The organism is Verrucomicrobium sp. 3C, from assembly GCF_000379365.1.
In the GTDB taxonomy this organism is placed as follows: Bacteria; Verrucomicrobiota; Verrucomicrobiia; order Methylacidiphilales; family Methylacidiphilaceae; genus Methylacidimicrobium.
On record NZ_KB901876.1, the window covers coordinates 92,607 to 104,965 of the forward strand.

Genomic DNA, 12,359 nt, shown 5'->3' on the forward strand with positions numbered 1-12,359 from the left:
GGCCTTGAACTCCGCGCTGTGCCGGCGACGCGTCCGCTTGCTTGTCTTCTCTATCATTCCAGTGGCTTCCTTTTCTTAGCTTAACCACTGGTCGGATTTTTAGGGAGCACTTCAACGGGATCGCAGCATCCTGGTCCGGAGTAGAACAAAAGCGGCAGACTTGAGTCGGAGCAAGCCCGTTTCCAAGCCGCCAAACAAACTCTTCCTCGCCGACGGACGGTAGCACCGGGAGGAAGAGATCTGACATCCCGCGTTCTCCCTCCCCGGGACGTTGAACTCGTCGATTCGGCGCAAAGCCACTCGCGAACTCTTTCCCAAGAGGTTCCGGGCATTGATCAATCAGGATGATGCCTCACGAACATTAGTATGCTTAATCGCTCCAAAATCGTCCGGCGTTCTCTGCTCTATTGTCACACAACCGTCACCAACTCGCCATCCTTTCGTAACATTTCCGTAACATTCCCGTAATATAGACGTAACTTACTCGTAACTTTCTCGTTACGTTCTTGTCACACGACTAACATTGAATTGTAACATAATCGTAACATAATTGTAACACCATTTTTGATTGCTGATGATTCTTAGATTTGTCTACTGTGCAGCCCACACTTTGATCGCTATGACTCAGGCATTTATGACAGTTGCACGCAAATCAGTAGGAGGACTAGTTGTCAGGTCCCGGATGATTACGTACTGTTTTTTGGAAGAGCTGCGGATGGGATTGTTGCCATGTTTTTAGGGCCTGAAGCGGGGTTTGATGATTGAGCGATTTTTGAGGGAGGTGCTCGTTGTAGAGCCAAGCGTAGCGGTGGAGCGTGGTTTTTAGGTCGAGGGAGCTTTGGAAGTGATGAGTACGGAGGATCTGCGCCAGTCTTCCGTTGAAGCGCTCCACCATGCCATTGGTGCGAGGCCTCTTTGGCCTGGTCAGGCGGTGCTCGATTCCCAATGCTTGGCAGAACGCGTCGAACTCATGGGATCCGATAGCATCCTTGGGCTCTTGGCCGAAGACCCGATCGGTGAACTCCTTGCCGTTATCGGTGAGGATGGTTTGGATTTTGACGGGTGCCGCTTTGGCCAGCGCGTGGAGGAAGCTGCGGGCGGCCGCTGGGGTCTTTGCCCGCTTGACGGCCAGGAAGACCCAACGGGTCGCTCGATCGATGGCGACGAAGACATAACGACGAGAAGTCTCGTCGGCCATCTGGGGCAGGTATTTGAGGTCCACATGAAAATAGCCCGGCAGGTAAACTGGCTCTTCGCTGAATGGAATGGGCGGAGGAGGCAGATTTGCCATTGAGGGATGGCAAGAAACGGTGTTCTTGCCATCCGTCTTCGACGGATTTTGAGTCCGGGCGAATTGCCGTCAAGGACACTTCGACTTCGTCGATCCTCCTTGACAGCGGATGGCCAAGTTCGCGGCGTTTTCCGATTCTTTGGCCATGGACGCGAACAAGCTTTTTGCGATGGCCTTACCGTTGCGTCCGGAGTGGAAGGTGACTCGAAACGAACTTTCTCCGGTGGATCCTATCTTGAAGATTTGGCTCGATTTTCGAGAGGGGCATCAGTTCCCCTGTCCGGAATGCGGGCGTCCTTCTCCTGCACACGACACGGTGGAGAAGCGGTGGAGGCACATGAACTTCTGGCAGTACAAGACCGAGTTGATTGCGCGAGTTCCTCGGGTGGACTGTCCGGAGCACGGGGTCCGGTTGGTGGAAGTTCCCTGGGCCAGACCGGGGAGCGGATTTACCCTGATGATGGAGGCGGTCATCCTGATGCTTTCCCAGGAGATGCCGGTTTCCCAGGTGGCCGAGATGCTCAAGGAGCAGGACACCCGGCTGTGGAGAATCTTGGAGCACTACGTGGNAAAGGCCTNTCGGAAGGAGGATTGGAGCGGGGTGAAGCGGATCNTGGTCGACGAGACAAGCAGCAAGCGGGGTCACCGCTACGTGACCGCCGTTACCGACGCGGACAGCCGGAAGCTCCTCTTCCTGGTGGAGGGCAAAGGAAAGGAGACCTTGGAGGCATTTGCCAAGGAGATGCGGGAGCACGGAGCGGATCCNGAGCAGATNGNGCTGATCTGCATGGACATGAGCCCCTCCTACATTGCCGGAGCCAAGGAGCACTTCCGCAAGGCGGACATCGTCTTTGACCGCTTCCACCTCATGCAGATGGCGGAGGAGGCGGTCGACCAAGTACGCAAGGAGTTCGTGCGTCAGGGGCTGCTGCAGAAGGGAAGCCTCTGGGCGCTGCGAGGCAACGAATGGACGCGAAGCAGGGAGCAGAAGAGTTTGCGTGCTTCCCTTTGTGCAGCCTACCCCCGACTGGGAAGAACCATTGGGTTGCGGGAGGCTCTGCAAGTGATCCTCGCCCAAGAGGATCCCCAAGAGCTCCGCTGGTGGCTCCAGTGGGCCGACCGCAGCCGGCTTGCTCCCTTCCGAAAGCTTTCCAAGACGATCAAAGAGCACATGGACGGCGTCCTTGCTTTCCTCCAGAGCCGGGTGACCAATGGCCTCATCGAGGCGATCAACGGACTCATCCAGCTTGCCAAAAGGATGGCCAGAGGCTTCCGAAGCTTTCGGTGCTTGCGGATCGCCGCTTTCCTCAAAGCCGGAAAGCTGAGGTTGGATCTTCCCATCGTAACCTCATAACCCACGAAAAACAGCGAAGAGGCAAGATTCCCGCCTCCTACTATGGGTTGGAGCTGGCGCAGTACGCGATCGGGGGGTTCAAGACCCACTTCGACAAAATGCCAGGACTCAACAATATGCTTTTCGGCGCCAATTACTTCTGGCTGCGCTTCGCCGAACAGGCAATCAACATGGTCAACTTCGTCGGCCTGCCGATCACCGGGCTAGGGACCTCGATCTACCAGGGTGGCGACTTCTTCCTCGATGACAACCCGATCGGCACCTTTCACCTCTTCATGAACGGCACGGTCGAGAACGCCACCTACACGAGCTACGTAGTGACTTCGAGCCCCACGCATAACATTAACTACGATGGCCGCCATGTCCCCTATGTGCCCAGCCTCATGCTCACCGGAGGCATCTATCAGATCCAGCAGATCGGCAAGGTCTCCCTGCGCACCAGCCTCTGGTTCATCTTCAACGGGGAGCAGTACGTTTTCAACAACGAGACCGGGGCGCCGAGCAATCAGACGCTGCCCCAATATTACACCCTCAACGCCTCGATCAACGCGGCGGTCCCGATGCGCCTATTCGAGCGGGAGAGGATGATCAACTTCAACCTGACCCTGATGAACATCACCGACCTCAACTACAACGGCTACGAATACATCACCAGCGGCGGCTACTACGGGACCGCAGGAAACGCCAACGTGCCCTCTGCCTATCAGTCGGGCTACATGCTCGGATATCCGGGAGCGCCCTTCACGCTCTACGGGAGCATCGGTGCCAGCTTTTGAGCCGCGCATGCCCAAGAAACCCATGACAACACCTATGATCTCCCGACTCGCCCGACGGTCTCTCTCGCGCAGCCTGCGCCTCCTCTGCCTTCTCCTTCCGCTCTTCCGCGGAATGGCCGCAGGCGCCGCGCTGCCGCCTCCCGCCGAGGCGCCCGTCGACCACTTCATCCTTCTCTTCCAGGAAAACCATAGCTTCGACAACCTCCTGGGCGAGTTCCCGGGTGCTGACGGCATATCCCAGGCGGGGGAGGCGGCGGTCCAGGTCGATCGCTCAGGGATTCCCTACAAGCAGCTCCCTCCGGTTCTGGACGACAAGAGCGAGCATCCCCGATCGCCGCTTTCCCGAAACCCTCTCCAACCGGCCCTTCCCGCTCCTCTCCTATGTCTCGCTGCGCGAGTTGACCCCCGATCCGACTCACTCCTTCTACCACTGCCAACTCCAGATTGCCGGCGGAGCCAACAACCAATATGTCGCCTGGGGAACCACCGGAGTCCTTCCGATGGGCTATTATGAGACCAAGAGCCTCCCCCTCTTTTCCCTCGCCCGGGAGTACACCGTGCTCGATCATTTCTTCCAGAGCGCCTTTGGCTCCTCCTTCCTCAACCACATCTGGCTGGTATCCTGCCAGACCCCTCGGTGGCCCGACAGCGCTCCGGGCGAATGGGTCGCCGAGCCTGTCCTGGACGCAGCGGGCCGCCTGACGGGGCTCCATAAAGACGGCAAGATCACGCCCGATGGCTACGTGGTGGGATCGGTGCAAGGAGTCCAGGCACCCCACAAGGCCAGCACTCCGCAAGACCAACTACTCCCCCCGCTCACCGCTCCAACGATCGGCGACCGGCTGAGCGAGGCCGGCGTCTCCTGGGCCTGGTATTCGGGCGGCTGGCGGGACGCAGTCGCAGGACACGCCGCACCCACCTTCAAATTCCACCACCAGCCTTTCGCCTATTTCGCCCGCTACAGTCCGCAGACTCCGGAGGGAAAGCTTCATCTCAAGGACGAAGTCGATTTTCTTGCGGATTTGAAGAACGGCCGTCTCCCGGCGGTCTGCTTCGTAAAGCCCCTGGGGAAAGAAAACGAGCACCCCGGTTATTCGAACCTCGAAGAGGGCCAGAAGCACGTCCTTGCGCTCGTCCGGTCAATTCAGGACTCCCCCTACTGGTCCCGGTGTGTGATTCTCCTCACCTACGACGAGTATGGCGGCTTTTGGGACCATGTCGCCCCGCCGGCGGGAGACCGGTGGGGTCCTGGGCCCAGGGTCCCGGCGGTCCTGATTTCCCCCTACACGCGAAAAGAAACGGTCGATCACCGCAGCTGTGAAAGCGTCTCCTTTCTCCGCATGCTCGAGTGGCGCTTTGGACTGAAGCCTCTGGCCGATCGGGACGCGAAGGCGGCCAACTTGGCGGAGTCCCTCGATTGGAAGAAGAACTAGCCGACTCCGCCCGCAAACCGGTTTTTCACTGGGAGTAACGGCTCACTCCTGTCCGAACGCTCACCCTTGCTCCCGAAAGCGCTTACCGGGCCTGCTTCTTCCGGTGCATCAGCTTCCAGATCATCGGGGTGAAGATCAACTCCATCGCCAGCGGCATCTTCCCCCCGGGGCAGGCGATCGTGTTCGGCCGGGACATGAATGAGCCGCTGAGCATGGAAAGGAGATAGGAGAAGTCGATCTCCTTGGGGTTCCGAAAGCGGATCACCAGCATGCTCTCGTCCGGTGAGGGAATATCCCGTGCAATGAATGGATTCGAGGTATCGACCGTCGGCACCCGCTGGAAGTTAACATGGGTGTGCGAAAACTGCGGGCAGATATAGTGGACGTAGTCCGGCATGCGGCGCAGGATCGTGTGGACGATTGCTTCCTGGGAGTAGCCCCTCTCCTTCTTGTCCCGGTGGATCTTTTGGATCCACTCGAGGTTGATGATCGGCACGACGCCCATCAGAAGATCGGCATGGCGCGCCACGTCGACCTTGTCCGTGACCACCGCTCCGTGGAGCCCTTCGTAAAAGAGGAGGTCCGTCCCTTCCGGAATATCTTCCCATGGGGTGAAGGTGCCGGGCTCTTGCTTGTACGGCGCGGCTTCCTCCTCATTATGCAGGTACCTGCGAACCTTTCCGGTTCCGGTCTCCCCGTAGCTCCGAAAGAGCTTTTCCAGCTCTTCGAAAAGGTTGGCCTCCGGTCCGAAATGGCTGAAATGGCGGTCGCCCTTCTTCTCCATCTCTTCCCTCCGGGCCTTCATTTCGACGCGGTTGTACCGGTGGAAGGCGTCCCCCTCGACGACCCAGGAGTTAATGCCTTCCCGCCGGAAGATATGCTGGAAGGCGGTTTTGACGGTCGTGGTGCCGGCCCCCGACGACCCGGTAACGGCGACGATAGGATGCTTGGCTGACATGCGATGAAATCCTCTGGCTAGCTTTGAAAGATCGACCGATGGCCAAACAGCGGGGATTTAAAGGTCAATTCCTCGCCTCGGTCATGGGCTTGATGGTAGCGCACAAGACGCTCCACCTCGCTGCGCGATCCCAGGATGACCGGAATCCGCTGATGCAGGGCGCTGGGCTTGACCTCGAGAATCCTCTCCCGCCCCGTCGAGGCCGCCCCACCCGCCTGCTCCACGATCATGCTCATCGGATTGGCCTCGTACAAAAGGCGCAGCCGCCCTCCCTTGCTTGGATCCTTGGTGTCCCGAGGGTACATGAAGAGCCCGCCGCGAATCAGGATCCGGTAGACCTCGGCGACCATCGAGGCTACCCAGCGCATGTTGAAATCCATGCCCCGCGGCCCGCTCTTCCCCAGCTTGCACTCCTCCACGTAGTGGCGGACGGGAGCTTCCCAGAAACGCTCGTTGGAGGCATTGATCGCAAACTCGCGCGTCTCTTCCGGAATGCGCAGGTCGGGATGCGTGAGGATGAAGGTTCCAACCTCCCGGTCGAGCGTAAAGCCATGGACACCGCGTCCCAGGGTCAGGATCAGCATCACGCTGGGCCCATACAGGGTAAAGCCCGCTGCCACCTGAGAGCATCCCGGCTGCAAGAAATGCTCGGGCTTGGGCTCCCCGGCTCCTTCCGGGGCACGCAACACCGAGAAGATCGTGCCGACCGTCAAGTTCAGATCGAGATTGGAGGATCCGTCCAGCGGGTCGTAAACCAGCAGATAGCGGCCGCTACGCCTCTGCGGGATCGCATAAGGGCCCTCCATCTCTTCCGAAACCAGACCGAGGAGCTGCTCCGTCGAGTCGCAGGTCTGAAGGACCATTTCATTGGCGATCACATCGAGGGGCTTCTGCTCCTCGCCCTGGATGTTGACCCCCGTGCTGACCTTCGCCTCGGCGAGATTTCCGCGAGAGACCGCAGAGGCGATATATTTACAAGCGACCTCCACATCCTTGATCAACCCAGCCAACTCCGGTTCGAAGTTGGGCGTTCGACGCCGCTCGTCGATTAGGAATGTACTCAACGTGGCCCGATGAAAGGGCATCTCTTCTCCTTCTCCCCTTGCCGCCCAAAGGAGCGGCGATCATTAAACCCATTTCGCATTCTCCTCGAAGAGGCAAACCCCTCAGCCTCCATCCTAGGAGAAATGTAGCAATCTCTAGTAAGCAGGTTTTTCCTTCGCTCGGCAATCCCGTTTCTTGGCGAGGCAAAAGATTCTCGCCCCGAAGCCCCTCGCCGCGAATTCGGATAGCTTGCTTCTCTGTCTTCCCCGGATTAGGAGTAGCGGCATCATGGCCGGCGGGCAATCGACATTCGCTTGTTTTCGAGTAGCGGGCTCTGCCAGGAGAACCCTTTGGGGTCTGATCGCCAAGCGTCCGCCTTCTCCCAAGCCCGCCGCCGTCCCCGCAGGGCACCCTCTTCGTCCTGCCTCGTCCGCAAGAGTTGCTCGGCTCTTACGGCTCGCTTGCTTCCTCCTCCCCACTTTTTGGCTCGCCGGGAACGCTCTCTGCGCCCAACAGGAGGCCGAAGAACCCGAATTAGCTCCGATTCCCGCGTTCGGGAGCTACGTGGTCGACCAGGTGCGGCTACTCTCCCGCCGGGAGCGGAGCTCGCTCGAAAGGGAGCTTGGCCGCTTTGCCCGACAGAAGGGGAGTCAAGTGGCCGTCCTCATCGTGGGGAGCACCCGGCCCGAGTCAGGCGAAAGCTATGGCATCCGCGTCCTGGAGAAGTGGAAGCTCGGTCGCAAGGGGCTCGACGACGGAATCCTGCTCCTCATCGTGACCGGGGAGCGGACCGTTCGGATGGAGATCGGCTATGGCCTGGAAGAGACGATCTCCGATGCCGAAGCCAAGCGGATCATTGAGGAGAGGATCCTTCCGTTCTTCAAAACCGGACAATTCTTCTCCGGAATTTCGATCGGAATCGAAGCGATCCTCGCAAAAATCTCAGGAGAGCCGCTCCCCCCCCTCCAGAGGCATCCGGAACCTAAACAAGCCCAGACGCCCCATCGAATCCCCTCTCTGGCGGCCCTCCTCGTTCTCCTGCTCGTCATCGGAAGCCTCTTCGGTCCCCTGCTTGGACCACTGCTCGCCGCAGGCACCGGCGCGATTGCCGGCTGGGCTCTTTTCGGAAGCTTCTGGACGAGCCTCTTGTGCGCTTTTCTCTCCTCGATTCTCACCTTTCTCTTTGCCGGCTCTCTGAGCGGGAAGGCCCGCTCCGTCTTATGGCGCCATGGAAGAGAGTCTTCCCGCTTCCGCACGCGGAGTGTCGCCGGCGGCGCGCGGGATGGGCAAGAACCTCCCAAGGGCTGCGGAGCCGCTTCCGCGAGGTGGTGATGGGGAAGATCGAAGGAATCCATCGCTTCCTCCGCCACTGGATGGCTGGCTGCCGGTGGGCGGCCCGCGACTTTCCTGCCAGCTCGCTGGTTCGCCTCGAGGCGGCTCTCGATCGGGAGAAGCAGACCTACGACGGGGAGATCTGCTTCGTCGTCGAACCGGCGCTCGACTGGTGGCAGCTCCTGCACGGGGTGACACCCCGGGACCGCGCCTGGGAGCTCTTTGGGCAATTGGGCGTCTGGGACACCGAGAAGAATAGCGGGGTCCTGCTCTACGTGCTGCTGGCCGATCGAAGCATCGAGCTCGTGGCCGATCGAGCCGTTCATCGCCTGGTTGGAGAAGCGCGATGGCAGGCGATCTGCTCCGGGATGGAGGCCGAGTTCCGGAGAGGACGCTTCCTGGAAGGGAGCCTCGAGGCGATCCGCGCGGTCGCGGCGCTGCTCCGCCAATATTTTCCGGTCCAGGCCGAGAGCTGAGCCCCTCCTTCTGGTGACCCCTCCGCCTTCGATCACGACCGCACCGTTTCTGACGAAAGGACGAACCGCTGAAGCGCAGAGGAGTTCCCGCCGCTCGCGCTCACTTGTGCGCGATCACGAACAGCAGGGCCGTGTCGAAAATCATCCAGGCAAAAGAAAGCATCAAAAGAATCTCCACTGCGATGAAGAAGTTCGTGGAGATGAAGTCCTGGGCCGAGCTGTAGCACTGCTCGATCCGGTCGAGCTTCGCGTTGACCGCTTTCGAGAGATCTCCGATGTCGAAGACCTGCTCGACGTAGCGATGGATCGTCCGCAGATGCCAATCCGAATCGATCCGCAGGACATTGCCAAATACCTGGTATAGCGATTCGACGATCGCCAGCTTGTCACGAACGAAGTCCATCGCCTCGCTCGAAAAGCGTTCGTACCAGCGAGGCATCACCCAGAATTTATGCCAGGGAGGAAGATGAGCCACCAGCCCCCGGGCCCGCCCGATCTCGCGGTCGAGAAGAGAGTTGTAGGACCGGAGGTTCCAGTAGACCGCGTAGGCGAGCCGGATCATATCCAAGATCGTCCCGGACTCCTGGGAAGAGACGACCGCGCCGAAACGCTTGATGAGAATGAGCTCGTTTTCATAATAGCCGAAGTTCACGAGCTTCTCCTGATCCAGAACGAACGAGGAAAGGATGTCGTAGTTCGGCTCGCCGCTGACCATTCCGTACAAGGTCTTCCGGTTCTCCCGAAGAAAGGCCTCGGCATCCCCGACGACCCCCGGCTCCAACGACAGGATGGGAAACACCTGGACCTCCTCCAGCCGGAAGTCATACCGATAGGTAGCGAACTCCTTCGCCTCGGCGAGCACCTCGCCGATGGTCGCGCGAGCCCAATCGGGGATCGGAGCCTTGCCGAGCCGGAGCGAATCGATCCGGGAGGCAAGGTTTGCATAGAAATTCAAGTTCCCCTGGACAGAGAAGGAGAGTTGAAGGATGCCGACCCCGAAGTTATAGATCCGGGCCACCGCATCGCCCTCGGCCAACAGGGTTCCCCGAAACGTAACGGGCTCCGTCCTCGGTCGGGCGAACTGCTTCATGAGCCCCTTGGTCTCCGGCTCCCGGAAGTCGAGCTCCAGTCCCATATCGAACGGGATGAGAAGAAAAAACCGCGCTTTCATGGCCTGCTTCGTGCTCCGTTGAATATTAACACTCCGCTCCGGTTCTTCCACTTTCTCCTTCTCGCCGTTCCTTTCTCCTCTCTTCGAGAAGGCTACGGCCTGCATGTCTCCCAAAGTTCGTGCCCGAGGCGCGGCGAACGGGCCTGAATGCAAGGCGGGGAGCCGGTTTTCCCCGGAGCTGTATGACGGCATACTGCGACGGCATACTGCGAGGAGGGCCCAAAAACCCAAGCCCCAACGAAGCAGCCGGACCCATTGCGCAAGCCGCAGGAGAACGCTTGAGAGATCGGCAGGCTAGGATCTTCCGTGGAACACTTCTTGCCGGAAGGTCCGTTCCTATTTTTACTTTCGCCGTGAGCCAGGACCTTTTCGCGTTTCCGCCCTTCGACCTCTCGCGCCTGTTTCGAACCGTCTTCGCGCCGCGCCGCGGAGAGCGGATCGCTCTCCTCATCGACCTCCCCGATCCGCAACGGGTCCGAGACCATGCGTTCCTGGGGGATCCGGGCCGTCCAGTGCAGCGGCTCGCCTACGAAGTCTTCTTTGAAGGGCTCCGAAAGGGGGTCCGGGAAGAGCTGGGGCTGGTGGGAGGCGATCTTTTCGCCTATGCGGAGACGGGAGGAAGCAACCTCGATCTGCCCCAAGAAGCCTTTGATGCGGTCGGCAAGCGCCTCCTCTTCGATCAGGACCTCTATCCGCGCTTCGACATCTTCCTCTGCTTCTCCCGCTTCTCGGCGACGGCTCCTCTGAGCGCCAAGGCCAAGGCCTTCGGTTTTCGCGGCGCGACCATGCATGGCCTCAACCGGACGATCCTCGCCACAGGGCTCTCCGTCGACTACGAGAAAGTCAGCCGACAGGCGGAGATCCTGCGCTCCGGCCTTTCCGGAGCCGACCGCTTCCGCATCGACTACCGAATCGACGGCTGCCCCCTCTCGCTCACCTTGGAAACCAGCGGAGCGGAGGCACAGAAGAGCCATGGGATCTGCCGCGGGGAGCAGCCCGATATCGTAAACTTGCCGGCGGGCGAGGTCTACTTCGTGCCAAAGGGAGCGGAAGGAGATTTCCCGCTTCGCCTCGAGGATGGAACTACTGCGATCGTCCGGGTCTCGGGCGGACGGGCCCAAGCGGCGCGCCTCCTCCGCGGCGATCCAGCCCGAATCGCCCTCTACAACCGCCGCCTGGCCGAAGACCCCGCTGCCGGGGAGGTGGGTGAGCTCGGCTTCGGAACCCAGTCCCTCCCTCCGGCAGGCCCGGACATCCAGGACGAGAAGATCCTCGGGACCTTTCACCTTGCGACCGGCCGCTCCGACCACCTCGGGGGACCGCTCGGGCCTGCGGGCTTCCGCAATCCCCGGAACGCGACCCACGACGACATTCTCTTCGCCCCCTTCAAGACTCCGGATATCCAAGTTCCCCAAGTGCGGATGGAGCGAAACGGGGAGACCCAGATCCTGCTCGAGGACTATCGGCTCGGTCCCTACTTCCGAAAGCTCCTCGGCCGGACAGAATGAGCTCCGACTTCTACGAGACGAGCCCCGCCCTCGCCCAGTACCTGATCCTCCATTATGGCCCTGCCGAATGGCAGCTTCCGAGTTCCGCTTCCCATTCGGAGGCGGCCGACTTTCCCGTCCGGTGCGTCCAGGAAGGATTCCGGTGGCAAGAGCTCCCCCCCCATCCCACCGCTCTCGAACTCGGCTGCGCGGTCGGTCGTTCCTGCTTCGAACTCTCCCGGCGCTGTCGGCGCGTCGTGGGACTGGACCGCTCCGAGACTTTTCTCCAGGCCGCCCGCCTGCTGCAGGAGGCAGGCTCGATCCGCTGCCCGGTTCCTTTGGAGGGGGATCAAATCGAGGATCGGGACTTTTCCCTTCCCGTCGGCGTCTGCCCGAAGCGGATCGACTTTCGAGTCGGCGATGCGCTCTCCGCCGCCTTCGAAAAGCGCTTCGATATGGTCCTTGCCGCCAATCTCCTCGATCGGGTTTCCGATCCCACGGCACTCCTCGATCGGCTCCCCGCTCTGCTTCACCCCGGCGGACAGCTCCTTCTCAGCTCTCCTTTTTCCTGGCTATCCGAGCATACGTCGCGGGACCGCTGGCTCCTTCCCGGCTCGCAAAGAGTCGATTCGTTGCTTCTCCCACACTTCACCCTCCTCCGAAGATGGGATCTGCCGCTCGTGCTCCGCGAGCATCCAAGGAAGTTTCAGTGGTGTCTTCCTGAGGCCACCCTGTGGCGCAAAAAACCCTTCTAACCTGCCTGTCTCACAAAGTTCGTACCCGAGCGCCGCGAATAGGCCGGATGCAAGGCGGGGTGCCGGTTTTCCCCCGAAGCTGTAGGACGACATACTGCGAGGAGGGCCAGAAACCAAGCCCCAACGAAGCAGCCGGGTCCATTGCGCAAGCCGCAGGAGAACGCTTGGGTAGAGTCGAGGAGTGGCGCGGTGCGACGTAGGAGAGCCGTAGCGGGAGCTGCCCCTTTCGGTCTGGCAGTGCCTGAGTATCTCTCCCTATCATCCGTCTCCACTCCCCGCTCA

At 60.3% G+C, this 12,359-nt stretch carries 11 protein-coding genes and 1 pseudogene; 8 read left to right on the top strand and 4 right to left on the bottom strand.

The genetic code is table 11. From position 1 onward, the window contains the following. Positions 1-664: 664 nt before the first annotated feature. Positions 665-1,243: pseudogene (locus A37A_RS17255) on the bottom strand (DDE-type integrase/transposase/recombinase); the annotation flags it as partial. Between the two features lie 193 nt (positions 1,244-1,436). Between A37A_RS17255 and A37A_RS0111265 the strand changes: the two are divergent. From A37A_RS0111265 to A37A_RS17260, 4 genes are all read left to right on the top strand, one after another. Next, a complete protein-coding gene (locus A37A_RS0111265; RefSeq protein ID WP_026195800.1) occupies positions 1,437-2,645 on the top strand; it encodes an ISL3 family transposase in 1,209 nt (402 codons plus the stop codon). A gap of 47 nt (positions 2,646-2,692) precedes the next feature. Then, positions 2,693-3,421: a hypothetical protein gene (locus A37A_RS0111270; RefSeq protein ID WP_018291603.1), complete on the top strand. Its 729-nt coding sequence runs from the start codon at positions 2,693-2,695 to the stop codon at positions 3,419-3,421. 112 nt (positions 3,422-3,533) lie between these two features. Further along, entirely contained in the window at positions 3,534-3,935 is a 402-nt protein-coding gene (locus A37A_RS22175; RefSeq protein ID WP_369324019.1) for an alkaline phosphatase family protein, read from the top strand. Beyond that, entirely contained in the window at positions 3,820-4,854 is a 1,035-nt protein-coding gene (locus tag A37A_RS17260) for an alkaline phosphatase family protein (RefSeq protein WP_155996653.1), read from the top strand. The genes A37A_RS22175 and A37A_RS17260 overlap by 116 nt, the downstream gene beginning before the upstream one ends. An 82-nt stretch (positions 4,855-4,936) precedes the next feature. On the opposite strand, the gene A37A_RS0111280 is transcribed toward A37A_RS17260, so the two are convergent. Both A37A_RS0111280 and A37A_RS0111285 read right to left on the bottom strand, forming a co-directional pair. Beyond that, on the bottom strand, positions 4,937-5,812 hold the full coding sequence (locus A37A_RS0111280; protein WP_018291604.1) for a phosphoribulokinase: 876 nt from the start codon (positions 5,810-5,812) through the stop codon (positions 4,937-4,939). Between the two features lie 17 nt (positions 5,813-5,829). Next, entirely contained in the window at positions 5,830-6,897 is a 1,068-nt protein-coding gene (locus A37A_RS0111285; protein WP_018291605.1) for a class 1 fructose-bisphosphatase, read from the bottom strand. A gap of 247 nt (positions 6,898-7,144) precedes the next feature. On the opposite strand from A37A_RS0111285, the gene A37A_RS18465 reads away from it, so the two are divergent. Both A37A_RS18465 and A37A_RS17270 read left to right on the top strand, forming a co-directional pair. Beyond that, positions 7,145-8,188: a YgcG family protein gene (locus A37A_RS18465; RefSeq protein ID WP_155996654.1), complete on the top strand. Its 1,044-nt coding sequence runs from the start codon at positions 7,145-7,147 to the stop codon at positions 8,186-8,188. After that, positions 8,188-8,664, top strand: coding sequence for a TPM domain-containing protein (locus A37A_RS17270; RefSeq protein WP_018291607.1), 477 nt, complete (start codon positions 8,188-8,190; stop codon positions 8,662-8,664). The genes A37A_RS18465 and A37A_RS17270 overlap by 1 nt, the downstream gene beginning before the upstream one ends. 100 nt (positions 8,665-8,764) lie before the next feature. Here A37A_RS17270 and A37A_RS0111300 read toward each other — a convergent pair whose 3' ends face one another. Next, positions 8,765-9,835, bottom strand: a complete 1,071-nt coding sequence (locus tag A37A_RS0111300; protein WP_040889225.1) for a hypothetical protein — start codon at positions 9,833-9,835, stop codon at positions 8,765-8,767. 278 nt (positions 9,836-10,113) lie between these two features. Between A37A_RS0111300 and A37A_RS0111305 the strand changes: the two genes are divergently transcribed. Next, entirely contained in the window at positions 10,114-11,343 is a 1,230-nt protein-coding gene (locus A37A_RS0111305; RefSeq protein ID WP_020494353.1) for a hypothetical protein, read from the top strand. Then, on the top strand, positions 11,340-12,077 hold the full coding sequence (locus A37A_RS0111310; protein ID WP_018291610.1) for a methyltransferase domain-containing protein: 738 nt from the start codon (positions 11,340-11,342) through the stop codon (positions 12,075-12,077). Before A37A_RS0111305 ends, A37A_RS0111310 begins: the two co-directional genes overlap by 4 nt. The last annotated feature ends 282 nt before the right edge of the window (positions 12,078-12,359 follow it).